At 59.0% G+C, this 25,089-nt stretch carries 21 protein-coding genes and 1 tRNA gene; 10 read left to right on the top strand and 12 right to left on the bottom strand.

Annotation, left to right across the window (positions count from 1 at the left end; translation table 11 throughout):
• Positions 1-1,945, bottom strand: a 1,945-nt coding sequence (locus M3P88_RS14385) for a bifunctional diguanylate cyclase/phosphodiesterase (RefSeq protein ID WP_249616688.1), incomplete at its 3' end; no start/stop codon positions are given.
• Positions 1,946-1,965: 20 nt separating this feature from the next.
• Complete coding sequence (locus M3P88_RS14380; RefSeq protein ID WP_249616687.1) at positions 1,966-2,469, bottom strand: transglutaminase-like cysteine peptidase; 504 nt, start codon at positions 2,467-2,469, stop codon at positions 1,966-1,968.
• A gap of 286 nt (positions 2,470-2,755) precedes the next feature.
• On the opposite strand from M3P88_RS14380, the gene M3P88_RS14375 reads away from it, so the two are divergent.
• Positions 2,756-4,549: a TolC family outer membrane protein gene (locus M3P88_RS14375; RefSeq protein ID WP_249616686.1), complete on the top strand. Its 1,794-nt coding sequence runs from the start codon at positions 2,756-2,758 to the stop codon at positions 4,547-4,549.
• A 59-nt stretch (positions 4,550-4,608) separates the two neighbouring features.
• Here M3P88_RS14375 and M3P88_RS14370 read toward each other — a convergent pair whose 3' ends face one another.
• The 6 genes from M3P88_RS14370 to rsmI form a co-directional block, all read right to left on the bottom strand.
• A complete protein-coding gene (locus M3P88_RS14370) occupies positions 4,609-5,379 on the bottom strand; it encodes a TatD family hydrolase (protein WP_249616685.1) in 771 nt (256 codons plus the stop codon).
• Between the two features lie 129 nt (positions 5,380-5,508).
• Complete coding sequence (locus tag M3P88_RS14365; protein WP_249616684.1) at positions 5,509-6,921, bottom strand: efflux transporter outer membrane subunit; 1,413 nt, start codon at positions 6,919-6,921, stop codon at positions 5,509-5,511.
• Positions 6,918-10,082, bottom strand: coding sequence for an efflux RND transporter permease subunit (locus tag M3P88_RS14360; RefSeq protein ID WP_249616683.1), 3,165 nt, complete (start codon positions 10,080-10,082; stop codon positions 6,918-6,920). Before M3P88_RS14360 ends, M3P88_RS14365 begins: the two co-directional genes overlap by 4 nt.
• A 16-nt stretch (positions 10,083-10,098) precedes the next feature.
• Positions 10,099-11,160 carry an efflux RND transporter periplasmic adaptor subunit gene (locus M3P88_RS14355; protein ID WP_249616682.1) on the bottom strand — a complete coding sequence of 354 codons (1,062 nt, stop codon included), beginning with the start codon at positions 11,158-11,160 and terminating at the stop codon, positions 10,099-10,101.
• A 613-nt stretch (positions 11,161-11,773) separates the two neighbouring features.
• Positions 11,774-11,858, bottom strand: a tRNA-Leu gene (locus M3P88_RS14350).
• A 58-nt stretch (positions 11,859-11,916) separates the two neighbouring features.
• Entirely contained in the window at positions 11,917-12,804 is an 888-nt protein-coding gene (rsmI, locus tag M3P88_RS14345) for a 16S rRNA (cytidine(1402)-2'-O)-methyltransferase (protein ID WP_283773232.1), read from the bottom strand.
• On the opposite strand from rsmI, the gene M3P88_RS14340 reads away from it, so the two are divergent.
• The 4 genes from M3P88_RS14340 to M3P88_RS14325 are packed head-to-tail and all read left to right on the top strand — an operon-like array spanning position 12,796 to position 15,460.
• Complete coding sequence (locus tag M3P88_RS14340; RefSeq protein WP_249616681.1) at positions 12,796-13,929, top strand: penicillin-binding protein activator; 1,134 nt, start codon at positions 12,796-12,798, stop codon at positions 13,927-13,929. The genes rsmI and M3P88_RS14340 overlap by 9 nt on opposite strands.
• Before the next feature lie 11 nt (positions 13,930-13,940).
• Positions 13,941-14,261, top strand: coding sequence for a YraN family protein (locus tag M3P88_RS14335; RefSeq protein ID WP_249616680.1), 321 nt, complete (start codon positions 13,941-13,943; stop codon positions 14,259-14,261).
• Positions 14,262-14,291: 30 nt separating this feature from the next.
• Positions 14,292-14,882, top strand: a complete 591-nt coding sequence (locus M3P88_RS14330) for a phosphoheptose isomerase (protein ID WP_249616679.1) — start codon at positions 14,292-14,294, stop codon at positions 14,880-14,882.
• Positions 14,879-15,460, top strand: coding sequence for a BON domain-containing protein (locus tag M3P88_RS14325; RefSeq protein ID WP_249616678.1), 582 nt, complete (start codon positions 14,879-14,881; stop codon positions 15,458-15,460). The genes M3P88_RS14330 and M3P88_RS14325 overlap by 4 nt, the downstream gene beginning before the upstream one ends.
• A gap of 69 nt (positions 15,461-15,529) precedes the next feature.
• On the opposite strand, the gene M3P88_RS14320 is transcribed toward M3P88_RS14325, so the two are convergent.
• The 3 genes from M3P88_RS14320 to tsaA all read right to left on the bottom strand — a co-directional run bounded on the left by M3P88_RS14320 (position 15,530) and on the right by tsaA (position 18,532).
• On the bottom strand, positions 15,530-16,720 hold the full coding sequence (locus tag M3P88_RS14320) for a sensor domain-containing phosphodiesterase (protein WP_249616677.1): 1,191 nt from the start codon (positions 16,718-16,720) through the stop codon (positions 15,530-15,532).
• 143 nt (positions 16,721-16,863) lie between these two features.
• Positions 16,864-17,781 (bottom strand): Tim44 domain-containing protein, encoded by a 918-nt coding sequence (locus M3P88_RS14315; protein ID WP_249616676.1) that lies wholly within the window; start codon positions 17,779-17,781, stop codon positions 16,864-16,866.
• A gap of 58 nt (positions 17,782-17,839) precedes the next feature.
• Positions 17,840-18,532 (bottom strand): tRNA (N6-threonylcarbamoyladenosine(37)-N6)-methyltransferase TrmO, encoded by a 693-nt coding sequence (gene tsaA / locus M3P88_RS14310; RefSeq protein ID WP_249616675.1) that lies wholly within the window; start codon positions 18,530-18,532, stop codon positions 17,840-17,842.
• 151 nt (positions 18,533-18,683) lie between these two features.
• Between tsaA and mnmG the strand changes: the two genes are divergently transcribed.
• From mnmG to M3P88_RS14290, 4 genes are read left to right on the top strand one after another with little or no spacing between them, the layout of a single operon-like run.
• Positions 18,684-20,573 carry a tRNA uridine-5-carboxymethylaminomethyl(34) synthesis enzyme MnmG gene (gene mnmG / locus M3P88_RS14305; RefSeq protein ID WP_249616674.1) on the top strand — a complete coding sequence of 630 codons (1,890 nt, stop codon included), beginning with the start codon at positions 18,684-18,686 and terminating at the stop codon, positions 20,571-20,573.
• The gene (gene rsmG, locus M3P88_RS14300; RefSeq protein ID WP_249616673.1) at positions 20,570-21,196 is read left to right on the top strand and encodes a 16S rRNA (guanine(527)-N(7))-methyltransferase RsmG; all 627 of its coding nucleotides are present in this window, start codon (positions 20,570-20,572) and stop codon (positions 21,194-21,196) included. Before mnmG ends, rsmG begins: the two co-directional genes overlap by 4 nt.
• The gene (locus M3P88_RS14295; protein ID WP_124735907.1) at positions 21,193-21,984 is read left to right on the top strand and encodes a ParA family protein; all 792 of its coding nucleotides are present in this window, start codon (positions 21,193-21,195) and stop codon (positions 21,982-21,984) included. Before rsmG ends, M3P88_RS14295 begins: the two co-directional genes overlap by 4 nt.
• Positions 21,985-21,988: 4 nt before the next feature.
• The gene (locus M3P88_RS14290; protein WP_249616672.1) at positions 21,989-22,837 is read left to right on the top strand and encodes a ParB/RepB/Spo0J family partition protein; all 849 of its coding nucleotides are present in this window, start codon (positions 21,989-21,991) and stop codon (positions 22,835-22,837) included.
• A gap of 79 nt (positions 22,838-22,916) precedes the next feature.
• Here the strand turns inward: M3P88_RS14290 and M3P88_RS14285 are convergent, their stop codons facing one another.
• Positions 22,917-23,807: a LysR family transcriptional regulator gene (locus M3P88_RS14285; RefSeq protein ID WP_249616671.1), complete on the bottom strand. Its 891-nt coding sequence runs from the start codon at positions 23,805-23,807 to the stop codon at positions 22,917-22,919.
• A 124-nt stretch (positions 23,808-23,931) separates the two neighbouring features.
• Between M3P88_RS14285 and M3P88_RS14280 the strand changes: the two genes are divergently transcribed.
• A complete protein-coding gene (locus tag M3P88_RS14280) occupies positions 23,932-24,927 on the top strand; it encodes a TDT family transporter (protein WP_249616670.1) in 996 nt (331 codons plus the stop codon).
• Positions 24,928-25,089 lie beyond the last annotated feature (162 nt).

Here is a 25,089-nt window from a genome sequence, read left to right as displayed (position 1 = left end):
AGCTGTGCTGCTTGCTTAAGCTGTATTCATCATCGCGTAATTTGATCGCGGGCCCTGTCATACCGTAGATGCCCAATTCGGTCAGCTTTCTGGCATCGGCCGGATCGGTAATGCCTTTGGCCAGCAGGTGAATGCCCATCAGCGTGGTCATTTGCAGCAATCCCTTGACGACGGCTTGTTGCCCCTGATCCTGATGAATGCCATGCGTCAGCACACCATCCAGCTCCAAATATGAGATGCCGGCCTCGGCTAGCTTCGCAACCAGACTCAGGTCATGGCCGATAATCTCCACGCCCAGGCAATGGCCTTTTTGCTGCATGCTGTGGCTGAAAGCCAGAAAAGCCGGCCAATGTGCAAGCAGCGCCATTTCGTGAAATTCGAAATTAACCCGAATACCCTGCGTCTTGTTTAGCAGGTGGAGCACTTGCGGGCTGAAGTCTGGGTGGGCAAGTGAGGCCGGAGAGACATTGATGGCGATGCATGGACCGGGGGCATGTTGCAATCCTTGCTCCAGCGCAGCGAGATCCGGTTGCTGGCTGATGCCCAGGCGCAGGCTATGCGATAGCAGGCGCAGCGCGCTGATCTTGGTTGTACTTTCGCTTGCCGGCAGATATAGCATGCCTTCCTGCCATAACACGGCGCCTGCGGCATCGACGACCGGATACCACTCAAGACGCAATAAGCGCTGATGGCATGTTTGCTCGATGACTTCGCGCCAGTTTTGCTCGCTCTGTATATGCACCGCGGCACGATCCAGACGGCAGAAGCTATTGGCTGCCTGAGCGGTCGCCTGTGCCAGCGCCTGGCTGGCCTGCGACAGGATGTCGCTGAGCTTATCCTGGCCATTGAAGCTTGTTATACCGATATGCGCGACTTCCTGTTGATCACATAAACCCATCTGCGGATAACGTGCATATTGCTGCAGTAGCGTACGGGCCAGACTGTCGGCATCGTTCGGGCTTAGTTCGGGGCAGAGCAGGGCGAAATCAGCACCACGCAGCCTCACTGCCAGAGCGCCTTGATGGCGGGCGGCGGCCTGAGCCAGTTCCGCGGCAAACCTTTTCAGTAAACTATCGGTATCTTGGCCACCCATGCGGCCATTCATCTCTGACAGCCCGGCCACGCGCAACAATAGCAGCTGACCGTGTAAGTCTTGTCCTTCTGTGTTTTGCAGGTTTTCCAGAACGCGCTCCAACTGTTTGCGCTTGGCGATGCCGGTGACTTCATCGGTGTCATGCGCCAGATGTAAGGCTTCGATTTCATTGCTCAAGCCATGTAAATAGCCTTGCAGACGCTCGACCATCTGGTTCATGGCTTGCACCACTCTGGACAGTTCGGGAATGGCCGGCTCTTGGATGCGGATAAAGCGGCGTTCACTGATGGCTTTAGCCTGTTCGACGACTTGGTCTAGCTGGCGGCGGATGCGGATGATATCGAGCGAGCCTATGAGGCCTGTCAGCAGGCCGGCCAATAGCAGACCCAACACGGTGTAAAGCATGCTGCGCCAGAGGGCGGCATAGGCATAAGCGATATCGCTTTGCACCTCCAGCGTACCGGCTTGTAACCAACCCTTACTGATATTCGCCTGTCCCGGTGGAGGGGCGAGGGCAAGTAGCTGTGGTAGCCAGGCCGGGGCGGATGGCTCGCTATCAAGGTTGTTGCGCTCAAGCAAGATACCGCCATCTGCTCCCGTCCAGCGTATACGGCGATAGTGCCCTTGGTCGAAACTGGCATTGATCAGTGTTTCCGCCATGGCGCGATCTGCTTGCTGCTGGGTGATCATGAGTGCCAGCGAGTTGGCGGTATCCGCATTTTGTGCGGTGAGCTGCTGTTCAAGATAGTTGCGTGCACCTAGCAGGTTGGCGGTCAGCGAGGTGCTAAGCGCCAGAAAAACCAGTAGCAGCAACAAAATCCAGAGGCGTTGGCTAAGGGAAAGTCGAGTCATGATGTGCTCGTTTCGATAGATCAAAAAACAAAACCGTCTTTGCGCATACGTTCCGTTACCTGACGCCAGCGCGTGAGACGGTCAACGCTGCTACGGGTATTGCCGGCCCAGAGCGCTTCGGTGTTGAAGCTGAATACCGGTGTCAGATCATTGCGTTGTGAGGCGGGCAGTATGCTGGTGACTAGATTATCAAGAACCAGGGGTTCTGCGCTGGGGCTGGGGTAATAGGCTAAAACCATATGTGCTTGGCTGAGATTGCTATCCGGGCCGCCGATGCGCGCCTTGACATAGGTTAGGCGCAGCTTGGCGGCTTCAATACCGCTGCTGCGCAGGGAAATGTATTTGGCAATGGCAAAGTCTTCGCAGTCTCCTGCACCCTTGGCAAACATTTCCAACGGGCTGGCCCAGTAGTCGCTTTGTTGCCATATCGCGACATCATCCGCAAAGCGGATGCGGCGATTGATGAACTGGTTGACTGCCTTGAGCTTGCTCATTTCATCTGTTTGGCCAAGCGGTGTCAGCATGTTGCTCCAGTCGCGGTAAAGCGTCAGGGCTTGGCCGCCATACTGCCGCGCAGCCTGTTCAGAGGGGAGCTCCAGTGAGGCGGTGCTTGCAGCCAGAAACAGCCATACCGCGGCATGTAGCCGCAGGCATGGTCTGATTGGTGAAAGCAGTCGCTTCATCTGGAAATATTTTTAACGGCAAAGCCTAATGCTATACAGATTTAAATTATTAAGGTATATAATTCATGCATAAATAAATGTTTATACTGTTTTAGAAATAGCTTACTATCTATTGTCGAGGCTCATCATGAAACGTACTTCTCTGGCTTTGTCATTCGCGCTGGCCTTCGGTGTTGTGCTATCTGCCAGTGCGGCAGACCTGAAAAGCGCGGTTGAAAAAACCATCATCAACAACCCGGAAGTGCGTTTTCGCTGGCATGAATTCCGTGCCGCAGCCGAAGAGCAGGGCTTGGGCCGTGCCGGCTATCTGCCTACGCTGGATGTCGGTTATGGCTGGGGTAAGGAAAAAACTCAACTAGAAGATACGACGACCACGGCAGATCTGACCCGTAAAGGCTGGTCAGCTAATCTGACGCAGAACCTGTTTCAGGGGCTGCAGACCATGAATCTGGTCAAGCAGCTGGACTATACCCAGCGCGCCAAATATTTCGATTTTTTGGGGGCCAGTGAAGGCCAGGCCTTGGAGGCCGCCCGTGCTTATATCGATGTCTTGCGTTATCGCCAACTGCTTGAGTTTGCGCAGGATAATTACGCGACCCATCTGAGTATCTATAAGCAGTTGCAGGAAAAAGTGAGTGCAGGCGTGGGGCGACGCGTCGATCTGGAGCAGGCAGGGGGCCGTCTGGCGCTGGCTGAGTCCAATCTGGTGACCGAGCTATCCAATCTGCACGATGTTGCGGCGCGCTATGCACGCTTGACTGGCGAAGAGCCACAGCTTGCCATGGCGGAGCCTACCGCCTTGAAAGGCTATCTGCCCAAGGATCAGGAACTGATTGCCGGCGCCGTCAAGACCAGCCCGGCTTATCTTGCCGCACTGGAAAACGTGAGGGCGGCCAAGGCCGATGTGAATGTGCGTAAGGGCGCATTCTCGCCGACGCTGGATCTGCGTGCCAGCAAGGCGCGCGGGGATAATCTGGATGGTTCGCTTAACCGCAAAGACCGGCAGATGGCGGAACTGGTGTTCAATATCAATCTCTTCCGTGGCGGGGCAGACCGGGCCAGGCTTGGCGCTTCGGCCGAGCGCCTGAATGCGGCTTATGATTTGCGTGATAAGGAATGCCGCGATCTGCGTCAAACGTTGCGTATCGCGTTTAACGATACCCGCAAGCTGGAAGAGCAGATTGCCTATCTGCGCCAGCACCGTTTGTCGACGGAAAAAGCCCGTGATGCCTACCGCGCCCAGTTTGATATCGGCCAGCGTACGCTGCTGGATCTGCTGGATAGCGAGAATGAATTGTATGACGCCAAGCGTTCGGTGGTGAATGCCGAGCAGGATGTTTTGCTGGCGCAGGCGCGTGTACTGGCAGGCTCGGGCAAGTTGCTGGAAACCTTGCAGCTTAAGCCGATTGAAAGCTACGACTTTACTGACCCCGCGCGCGATGAAGAAGTCGCGGTTTGCGATACCCAGTACGCCGGCCCGGCAGTCTTTGACAAGAACAGCATCGCACCTAAGCCTGTGGCCGCTCCTGCCGCCTTGCCCAAAGCCACGGCTGCTTTTGTGCTCAAAGGCGATGTGGCATTTGCGCCCAACCAGTCGCAATTGAGTGCACAAGGCAAGACCGAGCTAGCCCGCATTGCCCGGCAGCTCAAGACGGCAGGGCAGCCGGAAAGCGTAGTCAGCGTTACCGGTTATACCGACCGCTTGGGGTCGGATGCTTATAACCTCAAATTGTCCAAGGCGCGCGCCGTTGCGGTTGCCGACTATCTGGCAAGCCAGGGGGTGCCGGCAAACCGCCTGCAGACCGAAGGTTTGGGTAAGGCGGATCCGGTCACCGGCAACAAGTGCAATCAGGTCAAGTCGCAGCCGCAACTGGGGCAATGTCTGGCACCGGATCGCCGTGTGGTGATCCGCTTCAAGTAAAGCCAGCCTGTTACAAAGTACAGGGAAAGAGGCCGCGTGAATGCGGCCTCTTTTTTGCATTACGACAGTCGCAGTACACGGCAGGCATTGCGTGTGGTGGCTTGGGCGATTTCAGCGGTGTCCGTCTGGCGTAACCCTGCGAGGATGCTGGCGAAGCGGGGCAGATTGGCCGGGACATTGGGTCTGTCCTGCGCCCATTCCGGACGGATGTCGGGCGCGTCGGTTTCAAGCACCAACGCATCCAGTGGCAAGCTGGCAGCCAGGCCTCGGATGCGGGTCGAGCCGCTATAACTCATGGCGCCGCCAAAACCCAGACAAAAGCCCAGCTTGATAAAGGCTTGTGCCTGTTGTTCGCTGCCATTGAAGGCATGGGCGATGCCGCCGCACACCGGTGTCTGGCGCAGATATTTAAGGACGCGATCCTGGGCGCGGCGAATATGCAGTAGCACCGGCAAATCATAGCGCCGTGCCAGTTTGAGTTGCTCGGAAAACAGCCATTCCTGCCGTACCGGATCCAGACCCGGCTGCCAGAAATCGAGGCCGATTTCCCCCACGGCTTCCGGTCGATGCTGGCATATCTGCTGCTCCAGCATGTCCAGATGGGCATCCAGATGCTGATCCAGATAAACGGGATGCAGCCCCAGCGCAATATAACAGCCGGCCTGGTTTCTCAATGCTATTGTCGACGCAAAATTGGACAGGGCAACGGCCGGTACCATCATGCGGCTGACGCCTGCGGCATGCGCTTGATCGATCACCAACTGAGGGTTGGCATCGAACTCGGGGGCATCAAGATGACAATGGGTGTCGAACAGGGCGGGGAGCGGCATGGCTTTTCCCTTGGGCAGGCATGTCGTGCAATATAACAAAAAACCCGTCAGCGCGTGCTGTACGGGTTTTGTTGTGACCGCTCGCGTGTACCGGGGATATGTGTGCAGTGGGGCGCTATATTGATCGCCTCAGTTGGCTTTGGCCTGCATGTTCAGCCTGTCTGCGCTGTTTATCCAGCCGCCCCCAAATGTCAGATACAGCGCGACGGCTTCATTCAGCTGGCTGGTGCGTGCCTGCACCGTATCGATTTCGGCCGAATACAGCTGACGGCGCGCATCCAGTACGGTCAGATAGGGGGCAAGCCCGCCATCGTATTGCAGCCAGGCCAGATCTGCGTATTCCTTGCTGCTGCGACTAAGTGCCTGCGAGGCAAGCAGTTTGCGCCCATCCGCGGCATAGAGGCTAAGCGCATTTTCAACATCGGCAAAGGCCTGCTGCACGGTCTTTTTATATGTCTCCTCTGCCGCGCGCGTTCTCGCTTCGGCGGTGCGTACCAGGCCGACCGTCGATCCACCGGAGAATACGGTACCGGCAACGGCTGCCGCAACGCTCCAGATGGATGTGCCGCCATTGAACAGATTATATAGCTGCGGGCTAACGCTGCCGGCAGCCCCTGTCAGGCTGATGGTCGGAAAAAATTGTGCACGTGCGACGCCGATCTGGGCATTGGCAGCGACCAGCTGGCGCTCGGCTTCGAGAATATCCGGGCGCTGGTTAAGCAAGGCGGAAGGCAGCGCGGCGGGAACCTGCGGCAAAGTCAGCTCGTCGATGTTCTTGCCGCGTGCAATGGGCCCGGGATTGCGCCCGAGCAGCAGGCTTAACGCGTTTTCGCTCTGCGTAATGGAGGCTTCCAGCGGTGGAATGGCAGTCAGTGCTTGCTGATACTGGCTCTTGACCTGTTCGACGTTGATGCGTGCCACCGCGCCATACTGGTACTGCAGCTCGAACAACTTGACTGTCTCTTCATAGCTTTGTGCGCTGCGGCGGGTGATCTCGAGCTGACGATCCAGCCCGCGCAGTTGCAGATAACCTTGTACGACAGCGCCGGTGACGCTCATCAGCGCACCTCGGCGCGCTTGCTCGTTGGCGGCCAGTGTGGCTGCGGCTGCTTCTTTTTGCCGGCGCAAGCTACCCCACAGGTCGATTTCCCAGCTGGCATTGCCCAGGAACTGGTAGGTATTGATGTCGCCACGCTGACCGGCTAGCCGCTCTTGTGCGCTGCGTCCGCGCTGGCCGTTTAATTGGTAACCCAGTGTCGGGTAAAGTGCCGCCCCGGCTGTGGTCAGCTGGCCTGCGGCCGCTTCGATATTGGCCAGTGCAATGGCAAGGTCGCGGTTATGTATGAGTGCCTCATCCACATAGCGATCCAGTACCGGGTCGCCAAACTGGCGCCACCAGGGCGCATCCAGTGCCGCGCTTTGTGCATTGGCCGGTAAGCCGCGAAAAGCGTCAGGGGTGCTGATGAGCGGCTGCTTGTAGTCGGGGCCAATGGCACAGCCGGTTGCCAGTAGGGTCAGGCATAGACCGAGCGTTTTTTTCATGGCTGTCCCTCCTTGCCGCTGACCGCAGGTGCTGCGGTGCTTGAGCTATCGCTGGTACTGCCTTTTTCACGCCAGCGCTCGAACAGATAGTAGAACAACGGTACAAAGATCAGCGCGAGCGAGGTGAGCAGGATCATGCCGCCTACGATGCCGGTGCCGATAGAGTGGCGCGAGTTGGCGCCGCTGCCGGTCGCCAGAGCCAAGGGCAAGGTGCCGAAGATAAAGGCCAGTGAGGTCATGACGATTGCGCGCAGGCGCAGCTCGCCCGCATCGACCGCAGACTCGATCAGACTCTTGCCGGCCTGGCGCTGAATCACCGCGAATTCAACAATCAGAATGGCATTCTTGGCCGCCAGACCGACGAGTACCAAGAGGCCGATCTGCATATAGACATCGTTGTTCAGTCCGCGCAGCCAGGTGGCAAACAGGGCGCCCAACAGGCCGAACGGCACTGCCGAGATCACTGCAGCCGGTAACGCCCACGACTCGAACATCGCGGCGAGGATCAGGAACACCATCAGCATGCCTAGCACGAAGATGAAGACCGAGTCGTTGCCCGAGGTGGTTTCCGAATAGGACAGGCCACTCCAAGCATAGCTGTAGCTGGTCGGCAGCACTTCGGCAGCGGTCTCCTGCAGTGCCTTGATCGCCTCGCCCGAGCTATAGCCGGGTGCGGGCGAGCCGGTGACCTGTGCGGCGGGAAAACTGTTGAAGTGCGACATCAGTGCCGGGCCATTGGTGAAACGGGTGTCGACCAGTGCCGAGAGCGGCACCATCTCGCCGCTTTGCGAGCGGGTGTAGACCTGTGCGATGTCTTCCGGCGTTTGCCGGTACTTCGCTTCGGATTGCAGGGTCACATCCCATACCCGGCTGAACTGGTTGAACTGGCTGGCACGCAGCGAGCCGAACTGCGCCTGCAAGGTGGAGAGTACGTCGTTGACCGGTACACCGATCAGGTTGCTGCGCGCGCGGTCTATGGTTACCTTCAGCTGCGGGCTATTGGCATTGAAGGTGCTGGTCATGCGTCCGAGTTCCGGCCGCTTGGACGCAGCCTGGATAAAGCGCTGCACCGTCTGCTGCATTTGCTCGGGCCCGTCGGTACCCCGGTTCTGAATCCATAGTTCAAACCCGCCTTGGGTGCCGATGCCGGGGATAGGCGGCGGCACGATGGGGATCACCGTGCCGGCGGTCATCGTTTGCGACTGTGCGCCGATCTTGCCGGCGATGGCGAATACCGACTCGTTGGCGTCGGGGCGTTCCTTGAATGGTTTGAGGCCGATGAAGGCGGTCGCTGCATTCGATTTGACCTGACCATCCAGCAGGCTGAAGCCATCGATCATGGTATTGAACTGAATTTCGGGGTTGCTGCGGATGATACGGTCCACTTCGTCACCGGCCTTGATCGAGCGCTGCAAGCTGGCCGCCTCGGGCATGATCAGTGCCGCCATCATATAGCCTTGATCTTCCTGTGGTACGAAGCTTGATGGCACCATACGGAACAGCTGCCACAGGCCAAGCAGCATGACCGCCAGACAGAGCAGCGAGAAGAAAGCCTTGCGGATAACTAAATGTGACAGTCGTCCGTACGCCTTGGTGGTGCGGTCGAACCAGCGGTTAAACCAGGCGAATGGCCCCTTGGTCGGTGGCGGGCTGCGTTTGAGCAGCAGGGCACACAGCATGGGCGTGAGCGTCAGCGCCGAGATGCCCGACACCAGTACGCCGCTGGCGATGGTAGCGGCAAACTGCTTGTAGAGCTGGCCGGTCGTGCCCGAGATAAACAATGCCGGAATGAACACCGCCGAGAGCACCAGCGTCATGCTGATCACTGCACCGGAGACTTCTTCCATCGAGGCAATCGATGCTTCTTTGGGACTCATCTCCGGATGGTCATGCATCATTTTTTCGACGTTCTCGATCACTACGATCGCATCGTCGACGACGAGGCCAATAGCGAGTATCAGGCCGAACAGGGTTAACAGATTGATCGAGAAGCCCAGCGCGTAAAGCCCGATAAAGCCGCCCAGCAGCGACACTACGATGGCGATGGCTGCAATGAGTGTTGCACGCAAGTTCTGCAGGAACAGATAGATCACCACGATCACCAGTACCATGGCCTCGATCAGTGTCTTGATGACTTCCTTGATCGAGTCCCGCACAAAGTCGGTGGTATCCAGTGCCACGGTGTACTCGACGCCCTTGGGAAAGGTCGCTTTCATATCGTCGAGTGTTTTGCGTACTGCATCGGAAACGTCCAGTGCATTGGCACCGGGCTGCAGATAGATACCAATGGCCGAGGTCGGCTTGCCGTTAAAGAAGCTGGCACTGCTGTAATACTGGCGGCCGAATTCGACGCGGGCAACATCCTTCAGGCGCACTACGGCATTGCTGCCCTGTGATGCCTTGAGAATCATCTCCTCGTACATCGACAGATCGGAGAATGCGCCGTCGGTGACGACGGGGAAGGTCATCTGTACCTCGCCCTCGCTCGGTGCCTGGCCGATCTGGCCCGCGCCGACCAGCGCGTTCTGTGCGGAGATCGCATTTTTGACGTCGGTAGTGGTCACGCCGAGCGCCGCCATATTGCGCGGGTTCAGCCAGACGCGGATGGCCTGGTTTGGTGCGCCAAACATGGCGGCTTGGCCGGCTCCGGGAACGCGCTTAATCGCGTCCATGATGTTGACGTTGGTGTAGTTGTCCAGCTGCTGCGCGTTCATGCTGCCGCTTTGATCGGTGATGGTGAGTACCATCAGAATGCTCGACGACTTTTTCTGTACCGACACCCCTGCTTGGGTGACGATTTGCGGTAGCTGCGGCGTCGCCAGATTAACCCGGTTCTGCACCTGTACTTGTGCGATGTCCGGGTCGGTTGCCAGATCAAAGAAAGCGGTGATGGTCACGTTGCCGCTGGATGAGCTGCTGGAACTCATGTAGAGCAGGTTGTCGACGCCGGTAATTTGTTGCTCGATTGGTGCCGCGACGGTTTGCGCGGCGGTTTGTGCATCGGCGCCGGGGTAGTTGGCGGTGACTTGTACCTGTACCGGTGCAATCGTCGGGTATTGTTCTATCGGCAGGCCTGACACGGACAGTATGCCGATCAGCGAGATCACGATTGAGACGACAGCGGCAAAAATAGGCCGTTCGATAAAGAAGCGGGAGAACATGGTTTTTCTCCCCGTTTCAATGTTGGGCAGCCGCGGGGGCGAGCCCCAGCTGCTTGTCGATTTCGGCCTGACTTAGCAGCTTGACTTTCAGCGGCGTGTCCGGACGCAAGGTGGCGACACCGTCGACAACAACCTGCTCGCCGGCTTTGAGCCCGCTATCGATAAACCAGCCCTGACTCTGCCATGGTCCGACGACCACCGTGCGGTATTCCGAGCGGCCATTTTTGCCGACTACCCAGACATAGTTGCTGCCCGCTCCTTGTTGTACTGCCTGTAGCGGCAGCAGGATGGCGTTGGGGCGTACTGCGCCGGTCAGGCGCACATTGACGTACTGGTTGGGCATCAATACGCCATCCGGATTGGCGACCGACGCGCGTACCATAAAGGTGCCGGTGTTGCTGTCGTAAAATGGCGAGGCAAAGGTGATTTTGCCGGTCTGCCCATATTTTTGGCCTTCGCCCAGCAGGATTTCTGCCTGATACATGCCGTTTGGCGGCGGGCGTTGCAGGCCTTTGCGTACAGCGGCTTCCTGTTGTTGGCGCTGGCTTTCCGATACGCTGAAATTCACCCACATCGGGGAGAGCGTCGCGACGGTCGTCATTTTGCTATTGCTGCTGCTGATGTAGGTGCCAACCGAGGGGGTGGCCATGCCGCTGACGCCATCCACCGGCGAGGTGATGGTGGTGTAGCTCAGATTGAGCTCGGCCTGGGTCACGGCAGCCTGGGCTTGCTTAACGCTGGCCTGTGCCTGCTGATAGGTGCCGGTGGCCTTGTCCAGATCGGACTGTGCCGCCGCGCCGCGCGGGGTGAGTTCCTGATAGCGCCTTAGTGTAAGCCTTGCCGTCTCCAGCGCGGCTTGAGTGTTGGCAAGCTGGGCTCGGGCAGAATCCAGCGATGCCTTGAATGGCCGCTGATCAAGCACAAACAGTGTCTGCCCTTTTTTTACCGGCCCGCCTTCGGTGTAATTCTTGCTGTCGAGGTAACCGGCAACCCGTGCGTTGATTTCGACGTTTTGCGAGCTTTCAGTACGGGCGACAAAGGTGACGCTGACGGGTACGTCACGTGCGCTAATTTTCATTGCCGTCACATTGGTCGCCGCTTGCGCGGGCGGAGCGCTTTGTTTGCCACAAGCAGTTAACAGCGGCAAGAGAGCCAGTGCCAATAAGGGCAGACCTAGGTCAAAGTTTGGGAGACGGGGTGTCACTGGCGTATCCATACCAACTCCTGAAGTCATGATTGATTCGGGCTTGATCGTGTGAATCGCAAAGTCAAACCGTGTTGTCTATACATGACGGGTCTCCCGTGCTTGGGGCCGTCGCACTGCCGCCAAAAAAGTCACCTTATGGCTTAAGCAAGCCATTGCAGGTGACTTTTTTATTTACTCAAGCTAGTTCATGGGGGGAGGATTTCCTACCTGCAAATATTTACTGAGGTGCAGATGTGGTGACTAGTGAGTTTGTCACGCAGGGGGTGTGATCTTTTTCGATGCGATATGCTTAGCCAGGCGATGTGTCGTCATCCGGCTAAATTTGTGCCGGGTGTGTCGGACGGCTTGAAAGCGAGCGCCGCACCCAGTCGCGGATGGCCAGTGTTGGCCGAGCGCAGGGGGGATAGGTACAGACGACAAAAAACCCCGGAAACTTTAGTTTGTCGGGGTTTTTGTACTTCTTCGATGCATTAAAACCAGTTTGTGGTGCCCAGAGTCGGACTCGAACCGACACACCTTGCGGCGGGAGATTTTGAGTCTCCTGTGTCTACCAATTTCACCATCCGGGCTGCATCTCGGATTGACGGCATTCTACCGGCTGGCTCAAGAAATGTAAATCGCTTGTAGTCAGTTTTCGGCAGACTCGGCGTTTTTTTTCATTTCCAGCGCCAGTTCATACAGTCTTTTGCGTGCTACGCCGCTGAAATCGGCCACGATGCCCGAAGCCTGCTTGATCGGCATGCTGGCAATCAGTTGCGACAAGAGCTGGAGCGTCGCTGCCGGTACTTCATCTTCTTCCTCTTTGGCCGGTGCCGCATCGATGATCAGTACGCACTCGCCGCGCTGCTGATTGCTGTCGGACTTGATTATCTCCAGTAGTTCGCCGGCACTGGTTCGGATGAAGGTTTCGAAGGTCTTGGTCAACTCGCGTGCCAGAACCAGACGCCGTTCACTGCCGTAGACGGCGACGGCATCGCTGACGCAGTCGAGAATACGATGGGGCGCTTCATAGCAAATCACGGCATAGTCGGCATTCAGCCAGCTCTCCAGCCGTTTTTTGCGTGCGCCGGATTTGGGTGGCAAGAAACCGGCGAACTGGAACTGGCCGGTTTCAAGGCCGGCGGCGGACATGGCGGTGACCACCGCCGAGGGGCCGGGCAGGGGGCACACCTTGAGGCCCGCCTGCCAGACGGCTGCTGCCAGGCGGGCTCCAGGGTCGGAAATGCCGGGGGTGCCTGCGTCCGAGACCTGCACGATACACTGTCCTTCCTGTAGCCAGCCGATGACGCGCTCGGCCATTTCGCGTTCATTATGTTCGCGCAAGCTGACCAGTTTCTTGCTGATTCCATAAGCTGCCAGCAGCGAACCGGTGACGCGGGTATCTTCCGCCAGCACCAGATCGCAGCGGGACAGTGCGGCAAAAGCGCGCAAGGTCATGTCGGCCAGGTTTCCAATGGGGGTGGCGACCACATATAATGTTCCGTTCACCAACGTTTCCTGGGCAGAATGAATCAAGTGATCAAGCGATGTTTGCAATCTCTGGCTCCCTGGGTGTTGGGTGGGTTAACTTGGATGGCCGCCAGTGTAGTCTCTGCGCAGGGTGCGGACTACATTCTGCAGCAGAATTCTGCGTCATTTACTCAAGTCCCTGCCCGTGAGCCTGCCAGTGCGCCCGCTGTGGCTCCGATAGCCGGCTCCGACTTGCCGGGCTTTGCCGTGGCCAAAGTACGTATCGGCTTGCTGCTGCCGCTGTCGTCTCCGGCCTTGGGTGAGGCGGCCGATGTGGTGCGCCAGGGCTTTAATGCCGCGCGCGAGGTCGATGGTCGCAGCGATACGGCGGTCGTAGAGGCCGTCTTTGCCGATGAGGCTGAGGCGCTGCCGGCCTACCGTAATCTGATTGCACAAGGCGCCAATGTGGTCGTCGGGCCTTTGACCCGTACCGGCATCAGCCGCATTGCCACTCAGGTAAGCGTGCCGACCTTGGCGCTCAACAGCCTTGAAGGCTTGCCGTTGCGTCCCAAACTCTATGCTCTGTCTTTGTCGGTGGATGCCGAGGCTAAGCAGATTGCGGCCATGATGGCGGACAACGGTCATCGACGACCTTTATTGATTTATGGCGCAGATGGTTTGTCGCAGCGTTTACGTCAGACATTTGCCGGGGTCTGGCAGATAAAGCGTGGCGCTTTACCCTTGCAACTGGCGATGGATGAGGCGCATGGCGCGGCACTGGATGCAGCATTGGCTCAATCCGATTCGGTCTTTCTGGCCTTGCCGGGGGCGGAGGCCGCTTTGGCGCGTTCCGTGTTGCCACAAGCATTGCCGGCCTATGCCACCTCGACGCTGAATGTGCGCGAGAGCCTGCCGACCTTGTCCGGGGTGCGTTTTGTCGACATGCCCTGGCTATTGATGCCGGACCACCCTGCAGTACGTGCTTACCCGCGCCCGGCGCATAGCTTGACGGTGGCCACCGAGCGTTTGTATGCACTGGGTATCGATGCCTACCGCTTAGCGCAGCGTCTGGCGACGCAGAAAAACCTCAGTGGTTTGCGTCTGGATGGGGTCAGTGGTGACTTGCGTCTGGGACGTGACCAGCAGTTTCAGCGGACATTGCCGGTATGGGTCAGGGGCGAGCTACAGTAGCCGCCAGCGGTATGGCGGCCGAAGACCGGGCGCTGCGCTATTTGCAGCAGCAGGGGCTGCGCTTGGTTGAGCGCAACTGGCGCTGTCGTGGTGGCGAACTGGATCTGGTGATGCGCGAGGGCGCGTACTGGGTGTTTGTCGAGGTGCGTTTACGGACTTCCAGCCGCTTCGGGGGTGCCTTGCAGAGTATAGATGGCAGAAAATGCGCGCGGCTGCGACATGCCGCCAGCTTTTATCTGTCTGAGAAACATATAGATGCCCCATGCCGTTTTGATGCGGTGCTGTTCGAGGGTGAAGCCGATCCCCTGTGGATCAAAGACATTATTGCGTAGTGCTTACGCGAGCTTACAAGGAATGACAGTATGGATCTGATCGCCCGCGTTAACGGCCATTTTCTCGAGAGCATAGCGACCAAGCAGCAGTCTATGGAGGCGCTTTCTCCGGGCGTTGCGCTGGCTGCCGAGCGCATGGTGGCCAGCCTGATGAATGAAGGCAAAATTCTGGCTTGCGGCAATGGCGGCTCGGCTGCCGATGCCCAGCATTTTGCCGCCGAAATGGTTGGCCGCTTTGAAAAAGAGCGTCCGGGTCTGGCCGCGATTTCGCTGGCGACCGATACCTCGGCGCTGACGGCTATTGGCAATGACTACGATTTCGATCTGATTTTTTCCAAGCAGGTGCGTGCGCTGGGGCAGCAGGGCGATGTGTTGCTGGCGATTTCGACCTCGGGCAACTCGGCCAATGTAATCGAAGCCATTTATGCCGCGCACGAGCGCGGCATGACGGTGATTGCCCTTACCGGCAAGGATGGCGGCAAGATTGCCGAGATTCTGGGGGCGGATGATGTGCACCTGAATGTGCCGGCCAGCCGTACCGCGCGTATTCAGGAAGTGCATCTGCTGCTGATTCACGCCATGTGTGATGCGATCGATTGCATGTTGCTGGGGGGCGAATGATGAAATTACGCGCTCTGGTGTTGGCTTCTGTCTGTGCGGCAACCCTGTCCGGCTGTGTGGCACTGGTTGCCGGCGGTGCTGCAACCGGCGCGCTGGTCGCTTCCGACCGGCGTAGCAGCGGGACCTATGTCGATGACCAGGCCATCGAGTTGAAGGCCGCGCGGCAAGTGGCGGATAAGCTGCCTTCCTCGCATGTGAATCTGACCAGCTATAACCGGACTGTATTGTTAAGTGGTGAGGCCGCATCGGATGCGGCGCGTGCCAGCGCCGAAATGATTGCGCGCTCGCAGCCTAATGTGCAGCGTGTGTACAACTATCTGGTGGTGGCGCCGGTCAGCGGGATTACCGAGCGCAGTAACGATACCTGGCTGACCAGCAAGGTACGTGCACGCCTGCTGGACGGTAAAGGTTACCCGCCCAATGCAATCAAGGTCGTGAGCGAGCGCGGCGTGGTGTATATGCTGGGTCTGGTTACCCGCGCCGAGGGTGAGGCGGCGGCACGGGTGGCCAGTGAAACCAGCGGTGTGCAGCAGGTGGTGACCTTGTATGAATATATTGCGGATGTAGCCGGGCAATAACAGTCTGCAGCATGGGTAGGTGAAAAAGGCATAGCTTGCGCGCTATGCCTTTTTTGTTGTGCAGTGGTTTTAATCGGGCAGCCCCATGGTTTTTGGCACCAGTACATCGGCACATAACACATGCAGGTCTTCATCGATCTCGATTGCCATCGACAGGGTGATGCAATGGCGGGTATCGGTCATCGACAGATAAGGCTCGCTCATATACAACACGCCGGGCTGGTCTATGGCGTGTTGGAAATAGGGGCGGCGTGACCAGACCGCGCCGGTGGTATCGGCCAGTGGTGCAAATTTGGGGTTGGCGCGTGACGGCGCTTCCCGCGTATTCAGATTGCGACCGATCTGGCGGCCGGTGCTGTCGAGCAAAAAGCAGCGGATGACATCAGGCAGGGTCAACATGGGCTGGGCGGCATCGGTAAAGTTGGTGCCCTGCATCAGTGCGATGGCGCTTTGTACAAAAGCCTGACGCGCCAGTTCGATCTGGCGCCGCGCCAGTTTGCGCTTCATCAGTTCGCGCACCATCAGTTCGTCCCAGCGGGTATCGATACGGCGGGTAATGATTTCATCCGTATCCGGCTGCAAGGCCGGGCGGGCCACATAATAGCCCTGGATTAGATCGCAGCCGGACTCTAGGGCAACCAGTACATCGGCTTCGGTCTCTACGCCCTCCACCACTACCAGCGCCCCAATTTCGTGCGCTAGATGCACCAACTTGGTCAGGAGGTTGCGCGTACGGGCTTGTTTGGTCGCGCTACGCAGCAAGTTGCGGTCAAACTTGATCAGGTCGGGCTCCAGCAGGCAGACCCGGTCCAGATTGGAGTGGCCGGTGCCGAAGTCGTCGATGGCGATCAGGAAGCCGGCTTCGCGCAAGAGCCGGCTGCCGGCGATCAGCGCTTCATCGGCTTCCAGCGCATGCTCCAGTATTTCCACGACCACCCGTGCGGCGGGGACACCGCTTTGTTGCAGCATGCTGATCAGGGCCTGGGTGCGGGTGAGACTGCTGAGCGTGCTGGCGTCGACATTGAGAAATAGCCAGCTTTCACCCGGGGTCGAGGCCGCAAAGTGGCGGATGTGCTCCGTGCTGACGCGAAGATCAAACTCATGGCGGCTTTGCGTATCTTCGTGGGCAAGATAGGCCTGCTGTGGCGGGATGGCTACACCGGCTTGTTCGGCGCGTAATAGTGCTTCAAAGCCAACTGTGCGGCGGTGCGCCAGGCTGTAAATGGGCTGGAAGTGGCTATGCAGGGCGAGGGTGGACAACGGATAACTCCTTATCGGGTTTTATTCTGTGTAGCAATCCGTGTTCCAGTCTAACGCATAATTATGACATGGGTGTTTTGTTGTAATGGGCGTAAAAAAACGGACGCGGGTAAGCGTCCGTTGGAGCAATCCTTGTTGCAGGCTTAATCCTGCTGTATGCCTGCCAGCAGCCAGCGCGGGCTGTCGCTGTCCTTGACGTAGTGCCAGGTTTCGGCAAACGGTACCGTGGCGGCGTTGACGTCTTCGCTGACCGTGCCGGAAAAACGCACGCTGGCAATATAGCGGCCGCCTTCGGTGACGGCATCGATCACGCTGCATTCCAGTTGCGGGAAATCGGCCATGCCGCTATTGGACAGAATGTCTTCGCGCATGGCGGCAAACAGGTCCGGCGTCATGTATTTGCTGATTTCATCCACATTGTCCGGCGAGTTCAGGCTTTGCAGATGCAGGAAGGTCGCCTTGGCCTGACGCAGGAAGGCCGGCACTTCGGTGCCGTCCGGCAGTCGTTGCTGGCCGTAGCTGCCTGCCATGGCGCCGGCTGCGCCGCCTTGCAAGCCTGAACCTATGCTCGGGATGCCATCGAAGCGTGCCGGCTGTGCGGCGGGTGCCATGCTTTGTGGTGGCATGCCGGCCATTTGCGGAGTGCGCATGGCGGGTGCGGCTTGATTGGCCATGCGGCGACGGAACAGCATCATGCCGCCGGCAAACAGAAGACCCAGCATGGCCAGCGTGCCCCAAGGCATGCCCGAGCCCGCGGTTTCGCTGGCCCCGCCTGAGGCTTCGCCTCCGCTCATGGCCGAACCCAGCATATAACCTGCGGCGGCACCGGCGGCGCCGGCGGCAATCGCCGTGCCTACGCCCGGGCCTTTGCGTGGCTGCTGCTGCGCGGGCGCCATAGGCTGAACCGGCGCACGTGCCGGCTGTTGATAGCTCTGGGTCGGTGCCGAACGCTTCATGCCGAAGCTTTTGCTTTTGCCCAGTTTGGCCGCTTCGGCAAACGGAGCTGCCAGCATTGATGCCATGGACAACGCGAGAACCAGTGTCTTCGCGTAGGAACTCATAGGTCTTACTCCTGTAGGGTGAGGCTGGTGTGACATGCGCTTGTCTGACAAAGTTCGGTCAGAGGGCATTAATTTCAAGTGCGGTGACGATGTTGTCGGCAATGCGAAAGCGGATATCCAGCTGATAAAGGCGCACGCCGTAGATGCGCAAGGGGTCATCCTGATAAGCGGGGCGCGGGTCTTGGGCCAAAATTTCCTCTATCAGCGTCGCCAGTTCCGGGTGCTGAAGACGGTGGATAGCCAGATCGGCCAGCGCCTTTTCGCTCCAGCATACGCTCAGACGTGGTGGCGGGCCGTCGATAAAACCGGCACGGGCTTGCGGGCGCGATTCGACAAAGGGGATATAGGGTTTGATATCCAGCACCGGCGTGCCATCCAGCAAGTCGGCGCCAGCCAGCTCCAGCGTTACACCGGCGCGGGTGTCAATATGGACAAGCTCGACCAGTGACAGGCCGATGGGGTTGGGACGGTGAGTCGCGCGGCTGGCAAAAACCCCGACCTTGTCATTGCCGCCCAGTCGTGGCGGGCGCACCAGTGGCCGCCAGCCGCGCGCCGCCGTTTCATGAAAGACAAACTGCAGCCATAGATGGGAAAAGTCGGCCAGACCACGCACCGTGTCGGCATGGTTGTAAGGCGCAAGCAGTTCCAGCGTCATGCGTGCCGACGGTGCCAGCGAAGGCTGGCGCGGGATGCCGAACTTTTCCTTGTACGGCGAATGGATGATGCCTATGGGCGTAAAGCTGAAATTCATCGGCGGATTGTAGCAGGGCTAGAGGTGGCTGCGGTCGATGAAGTTCGGGTAAAGCCTTACCGCCGGATAGCGTTAGTCAAATCAATAACTTACATGAGGCCATGTTTTGCCGTAAAATGCCCGGTTTTCCGCCAGATTTGTCGTATTGATCATGATCTATCCAACAACTTTCGACGTGATAGTCGTCGGTGGCGGGCACGCCGGCACCGAGGCTGCGCTTGCCGCTGCGCGCATGGGGCGTCAGACACTGCTCTTGACGCACAATATCGAGACTCTGGGTCAGATGTCGTGCAATCCGTCGATAGGCGGGATAGGCAAGGGCCATCTGGTGCGTGAGGTCGATGCGCTGGGCGGCGCGATGGCGCTGGCCACCGATATCGGCGGCATCCAGTTCCGCACGCTGAACGCATCCAAAGGCCCGGCCGTGCGCGCCACCCGTGCCCAGGCCGACCGCGTGCTGTATAAGGCGGCCATTCGTGAAATGCTGGAAAACCAGCCCAATCTGACCCTGTTCCAGCAACCGGTAGATGATCTGCTGCTGGAAGGCGATCAGGTAGCCGGTGCCATTACCGCCATTGGCCTGGTGTTCCGCGCGCGTACCGTGGTACTGACCGCCGGCACCTTCCTGTCGGGCAAGATTCACGTCGGTCTGGAAAACTATACCGGGGGACGGGCCGGCGATTCGGCTGCATCGGTGCTGGGCGCAAAACTGCGTGAACTGGATCTGCCGGTCGGCCGCCTGAAAACCGGCACGCCGCCGCGTCTGGATGGCCGCACGATTGATTTTTCCGTGCTGGAAGTGCAGCCGGGGGATACGCCGGAGCCGGTATTCTCTTTCCGTGGCTCGCGCGATCTGCATCCGCGCCAGTTGCCGTGCTGGGTGACGCATACCAATGAGCGTACCCATGACATCATCCGCTCCGGTTTTGACCGCAGCCCGATGTTCACCGGCAAGATCGAGGGCGTCGGCCCGCGCTACTGCCCGTCGATAGAAGACAAGATCAACCGTTTTGCCGACAAGGACAGTCACCAGATCTTCCTCGAGCCGGAAGGTCTGACCACGCACGAGATCTACCCTAACGGGATCTCTACTTCACTGCCTTTCGATATCCAGCTGGCGGCGGTGCGTTCGATGAAGGGCATGGAAAACGCCAATATCCTGCGTCCGGGCTATGCCATCGAATACGATTACTTCGATCCGCGCGGCCTGAAGTCCACCTTCGAGAGCAAGGCCATCAAGGGCCTGTTTTTTGCCGGCCAACTGAACGGCACCACCGGTTATGAAGAAGCGGCCGCACAAGGCCTGCTGGCCGGCTTGAATGCCGCGCTTTACAGCCGCGATGAAGAAGGCTGGTGTCCGCGCCGTGATGAGGCCTATCTGGGTGTGATGTCGGATGACCTGGTGACCAAGGGCGTGACCGAGCCTTACCGCATGTTCACCAGCCGTGCCGAGTTCCGTTTGCAGTTGCGCGAGGATAATGCCGATCTGCGCCTGACCGAGGCCGGCCGCAAGCTGGGGCTGGTCGGGGATGCGCAGTGGGATGCCTTCTGCCGTAAACGGGATGCTGTCGCAGCAGAAAAGCAACGCCTCGCCACAACCTTTATTCATCCGGGTAAAGCGCCGGCGGGCGAGGTTGAGCGCGTCGTGGGCCAAGCGCTGACGCGCGAGTATAGCCTGATGGATTTGCTGCGCCGCCCTGCCGTCGACTACGCCTTGCTGATGACGTTGCCCGGGGCGGGGGAGGGGGTGGATGCGATGGATGTTGCCGAACAGGTAGAAATTCAGGTCAAATACCAAGGCTATATCGACCGCCAGAACGACGAGCTGGCGCGTCAGGACAAGCTGGACGACGTACGCCTGCCCGAGGGGATCGATTATTCGCTGGTGTCCGGGCTGTCGCGCGAGGTGCAGCAGAAACTCACGCAGCAGCAGCCGGAAACACTGGGGCAGGCCTCGCGTATTCAGGGGATTACACCGGCCGCGGTGGCCCTGCTGATGGTTCACCTTAAACGCGGCCTGGGCGATAAGAAGACGGCATGACACATACTGAAGAATTGAAACAGGGGCTGGCCGAGCTGAAGCTGGGCCTGAGTGACGCACAGGTCGCACAGCTGGAGGGCTATCTGGCCCTGCTGGCCAAGTGGAACCACACTTACAATCTGACTGCCGTGCGCGAAGAAGCGCGCATGGTCAGCCATCACCTGCTGGACAGCCTGACGCTGGTGCCGCATCTGGCGGGTTTTAAGCGCTTGCTGGATGTAGGCTCGGGTGGCGGTATGCCCGGCATTCCGGCGGCGATTGCCCGCCCGGACTTGCAGGTGGTGCTGCTGGACTCCAACCATAAAAAGACCACCTTTTTGCGCCAGGCCGTGATCGAGCTGGGTCTTGCCAATGTAGAAGTCATCACCAGCCGGGTCGAAGCCTATCAGCCCGAGCAGAAGTTTGATGCGATCACCAGCCGCGCCTTCTCCGAGCTGGCCGAGTTTGTTCGCCTGACGCCGCATTTGCTGGCGCAGGACGGGCAGTGGCTGGCGATGAAGGGAGTCTACCCGTATGAAGAAATTGCCCAGTTGCCGGAGAGTGTGGTCATGGCGGAAGTCTTGCCGCTGATGGTGCCGGGGCTGGATGCCGAACGCCATCTGGTGCGGGTTGTCGCGCGATGAGCGCGCGCATTATTGCCATTGCCAACCAGAAGGGCGGGGTCGGCAAGACCACGACCGGCGTCAATCTGGCCACCGGTCTGGTGCAGTTGGAGCGGCGTGTCTTGCTGGTCGATCTTGATCCGCAGGCGAATGCCACCATGGGCAGCGGCATTCAGAAAGCCGGTTTGACGCAGACGATCTATCAGGTGCTGCTGGGCGAGGCAACGGTGGCGGAAGCGCGTCAACGCTCGCCTGAGGGCGGTTACGATGTATTGCCGGCGACGCGCGATCTGGGCGGTGCCGAGGTTGAACTGGTGCAGGAGCTGGCGCGCGAAGCGCGCCTGAAGCAGGCGCTGGCCGAGGTCGAGGATGAGTACGACTACATCCTGATCGACAGTCCGCCTTCGCTGACGCTGCTTACGCTTAACGGCCTGGTGGCGGCGCAGGGGGTATTGATCCCTATGGTGTGCGAATACTATGCGTTGGAAGGCTTGTCCGATCTGGTGACCACCCTGCGCAAGGTGAGGCAGGCCGTCAATCCCAAGATCGAGATTCTGGGGCTGGTGCGTACCATGTTTGATGCGCGCAGCAACCTGTCGCAACAGGTGTCCGGCCAGCTTGCCGCTCATTTCGGCAACAAGGTGTTCGAAACCGTTATCCCGCGCAATGTCCGTCTGGCCGAGGCGCCCAGCCACGGTCTGCCCGGTGTTGTATATGATCCTTCCTCGCGCGGCGCACGCGCTTACAAGGCGTTGGCTGCCGAGCTGCTTGCCCGTCTGGAAACTGCGCCAGTAGCTGGAATCCAATAGAAACATGGCCAAACTCAAAGGACTGGGGCGCGGACTTGACGCGCTCCTTGCCGTGACCGATCCGGCAGACGACAGGCTGCAAACACTCGCTGTCAGCAGTATCCGCCCGGGGCGTTATCAGCCCCGCTCCCATATGAATGAAGCGGCGCTGGAAGAGCTGGCCGCCTCCATCCGCGCGCAGGGCATTATCCAGCCGGTAGTGGTGCGCGAGATCGGTCTGGGCGAGTATGAGCTGATTGCCGGTGAACGGCGCTGGCGTGCCAGCCAGAAAGCCGGACTGAGCGAAATTCCTGCCGTGATCCGTAGCGTGGCGGATGAGTCCGCGCTGGCCATGGCGCTGATCGAGAATATCCAGCGTCAGGAGCTGGATCCGATCGAAGAGGCGCTGGGTATTGCCCGGCTGATCAAGGAGTTCGAGCTGACACACGATGCCGCCGCCGCCGCGGTCGGCCGCTCGCGCAGTGCAGTGTCGAATCTGCTTAGATTGTTGTCCTTGCCGGAGCCGGTGCAGCTTTTACTGCATCAGGGGCAGATCGAGATGGGGCATGCCCGCGCCTTGCTGGCCCTGCCTGCATTGCAGCAACTGGAGCTGGCCAATCAGGTCGTGCTGCATGGCTGGTCGGTGCGCGAGGTCGAGCGCAGAGTGCATGCCTTGGCCGGCGCGGTTGCGCGGACATCCGCAGCCGCCAGTACGCGGGACGCCGATGTAGCCAGACTGTGTGAAGAGCTGTCGGAAGTGCTGGGTGCCAAAGTGGCCATCAGGACGGCCAAGGGCGGGCGAGGCAAAATGACTATCGAGTATGCAACGCTGGATGAACTGGACGGCATTATCGGCCGTTTGCAGATCCGCTAGCGCTAGCGGCGGCACAGGTGGCCGCCGCTTTTTTTCGCCATGCGCCCGGTTTTCTCAGGTCAATCATGCCGGCGCTTTCTTACTCTTGCGGGCTGGATTCCTGGCCTGCCAGCCATTGTAGGACCTGTGTGGTGCGCGGTGTGATATAGCGGTTTTTCAGCCGGACAATGGTCATCGGCCGGCTGAGCTGCTGCGGCAGCGTGACCCGCCTCAATGCACCATCCTCGACGCGCTTGCTGACGGCCAGTGAGGAAAGCAGGGCGCAGCCCAGTCCGGCGCAGACAGCTTGTACGATCGCTTCGGTGGTATTGAATATCAGGGTGTTTGGTGTGTCTCCTAGTTGCGGCAGTAGCAGTTGCTCAAACTGAACCCGGCTACTGGAGCCAGCCTCCCGCACGATCCAGCGCTGTTGCCGTAGTGCCGGCCAGTCCATAGGGCTTGCGCTGTTGCCAGGTGCGACAATCCACAGCTCATCCTCTCTCCATGGCGTTACCGCCAGCTCGCTATCGAGTACTTCTCCTTCAATCAGCGCCAGATCCAGCTCATAGCGTTGCAGCTGGCCGCACAGGGTTTGGCTGTTGTAAATGCCGACTTCAAGCTGCAGGTCTGGAAAATGCGCCTGCAGCCGGGCGACGATTTTCGGTAGCAAATAGCTGCCGATGGTATCGCTGGCACCCAGCCGCAATTTGCTTGGCAGTTTGTCCGGTTCGCCAAACTGTTGTTCTATTTGCCGGGTGCGGGTCAAAAGCTCATCTGCCATTGGTAGCAGGGTTTCACCTGCGGCATTCAGCCGCAAGCGGTAGCCGCTGCGGTCGAATAGGGTGCAGCCAAGTTGTCGCTCCAGTTCCTGTAGCGACTGGCTGAGCGCTGCCCGGCTCAAGCCTTGTTCTTCGGCTGCCGGGGTGAGCGAACCCAGGCGGGCAACGGACAGGAATGCCTGCAATTGGCGTAAGGTCAGGTGTGTTGTCAATTTTTTATTTACGTTATGTAAAAAACATTCAGATGTTATTTATTTTTGGCCGGACGTACAGTGTTGTTCATCGATACCAGAGCAGTCAGACGTTGGCAATATCTGCTGCAGCAAGGAGATCAGCATGGAAACCATTCTGCACAACCCGGCCGGCGACACCGCCAAATCAACCTTGGACAGCTGCCTGTGCGCCATCCCGACGCCGATGGGGGGGCTCGCCTTGGGTATTGCCAGTCTGGGCTGGTGTTGGGAGAACTTTATGCCAGCCGGCGGCATGTTCCAGCTGACTGGTGCCGCACTTGCCGGCGTGTTGCTGCTGGCGCTGTTGCTGAAGTTTATCCATGCTCCGCAACTGTTGCGTCAGGATCTGGCGCACCCGGTGGTCGGTAGTGTGGTGCCAACGATGGCGATGGCGTTGATGGTGGTCGCCAAGGCGATTTCGTTGTTCTCTTTGCCGCTGGCGCTGACGGTCTGGTTGTCGGCCATCGTCCTGCATCTGGTGTTCCTGACGAGTTTTGTCTGGCACCGTGCCCGCGACTTTCGCCTGCACCATATGGTACCCAGCTGGTTCGTGCCGCCGGTCGGCATCATCGTGGCCGCGGTCAGCTTTCCGGGTGGCAGCTTGCTGTGGCTTGCGCAGGCGTTGATCGCATTCGGCCTGGCTTGTTATCTGGTGATGCTGCCGGTGATGATCTACCGTCTGGTGTTTGCCAGCGAAGTGCCCGACCAGGCCAAGCCTACGCTGGCGATTCTGGCCGCGCCAGCCAGCCTGGGTCTCGCCGGTTACCTGACTGTGGTGCAACAGCCTTCGTTCCTGCTGGTGGGGCTGCTCGCCGGGATCGCCGTACTGATGACCAGTGTGATCTACCTCTTTTTCCTGCGCCTGATGCGCCTGCCGTTCTCTCCTGCTTATGCGGCCTTTACTTTCCCGATGGTGATTGGCGCTACGGCATTGTACAAGTTGTCGGCACAGCTGGGTGTGTGGGGCTTGGCGAATAAATACGTGGCTCAAGTGCATGCGCTGGCTGATTTCGAGCTGTGGGTCGCCGCACTGGTGGTGGGCTATGTAAGCTGGAAGTTTCTGCGTCATTACTTGCTCGCTCGTCTGCTTGGACGCTGAAAAGGAAGCACAGGGCTGGCATACGTGGCGCTGCGTGCTATACAAATATTAGTGAATTATTAAATGTTAATTCGTATTGGGGCGATCCGTCTGTCAGTAGGGGTCACATCCAGTGCGGGTAGGGCAGGATCTTTAAGTTGTTTGAACGTCACTCGCCTGCCA

The organism is Craterilacuibacter sp. RT1T (assembly GCF_023502145.1).
Taxonomy (GTDB): Bacteria; Pseudomonadota; Gammaproteobacteria; order Burkholderiales; family Chromobacteriaceae; genus Craterilacuibacter.
This window is presented reverse-complemented; position numbering and strand designations above follow the sequence as displayed.

What these genes read in the sequence shown, in the direction of transcription:
- M3P88_RS14380 (WP_249616687.1), bottom strand. Translation starts at nt 2,469, where the DNA reads ATGCTGACACCGCTTGGCCAAACAGATGAAATGAGCAAGCTCAAGGCA.
- M3P88_RS14375 (WP_249616686.1), top strand. Translation starts at nt 2,756, where the DNA reads ATGAAACGTACTTCTCTGGCTTTGTCATTCGCGCTGGCCTTCGGTGTT.
- M3P88_RS14370 (WP_249616685.1), bottom strand. Translation starts at nt 5,379, where the DNA reads ATGCCGCTCCCCGCCCTGTTCGACACCCATTGTCATCTTGATGCCCCC.
- M3P88_RS14365 (WP_249616684.1), bottom strand. Translation starts at nt 6,921, where the DNA reads ATGAAAAAAACGCTCGGTCTATGCCTGACCCTACTGGCAACCGGCTGT.
- M3P88_RS14360 (WP_249616683.1), bottom strand. Translation starts at nt 10,082, where the DNA reads ATGTTCTCCCGCTTCTTTATCGAACGGCCTATTTTTGCCGCTGTCGTC.
- M3P88_RS14355 (WP_249616682.1), bottom strand. Translation starts at nt 11,160, where the DNA reads ATGAAAATTAGCGCACGTGACGTACCCGTCAGCGTCACCTTTGTCGCC.
- M3P88_RS14340 (WP_249616681.1), top strand. Translation starts at nt 12,796, where the DNA reads ATGAATCAAGTGATCAAGCGATGTTTGCAATCTCTGGCTCCCTGGGTG.
- M3P88_RS14335 (WP_249616680.1), top strand. Translation starts at nt 13,941, where the DNA reads ATGGCGGCCGAAGACCGGGCGCTGCGCTATTTGCAGCAGCAGGGGCTG.
- M3P88_RS14330 (WP_249616679.1), top strand. Translation starts at nt 14,292, where the DNA reads ATGGATCTGATCGCCCGCGTTAACGGCCATTTTCTCGAGAGCATAGCG.
- M3P88_RS14325 (WP_249616678.1), top strand. Translation starts at nt 14,879, where the DNA reads ATGATGAAATTACGCGCTCTGGTGTTGGCTTCTGTCTGTGCGGCAACC.
- M3P88_RS14315 (WP_249616676.1), bottom strand. Translation starts at nt 17,781, where the DNA reads ATGAGTTCCTACGCGAAGACACTGGTTCTCGCGTTGTCCATGGCATCA.
- tsaA (WP_249616675.1), bottom strand. Translation starts at nt 18,532, where the DNA reads ATGAATTTCAGCTTTACGCCCATAGGCATCATCCATTCGCCGTACAAG.
- mnmG (WP_249616674.1), top strand. Translation starts at nt 18,684, where the DNA reads ATGATCTATCCAACAACTTTCGACGTGATAGTCGTCGGTGGCGGGCAC.
- rsmG (WP_249616673.1), top strand. Translation starts at nt 20,570, where the DNA reads ATGACACATACTGAAGAATTGAAACAGGGGCTGGCCGAGCTGAAGCTG.
- M3P88_RS14295 (WP_124735907.1), top strand. Translation starts at nt 21,193, where the DNA reads ATGAGCGCGCGCATTATTGCCATTGCCAACCAGAAGGGCGGGGTCGGC.
- M3P88_RS14290 (WP_249616672.1), top strand. Translation starts at nt 21,989, where the DNA reads ATGGCCAAACTCAAAGGACTGGGGCGCGGACTTGACGCGCTCCTTGCC.
- M3P88_RS14280 (WP_249616670.1), top strand. Translation starts at nt 23,932, where the DNA reads ATGGAAACCATTCTGCACAACCCGGCCGGCGACACCGCCAAATCAACC.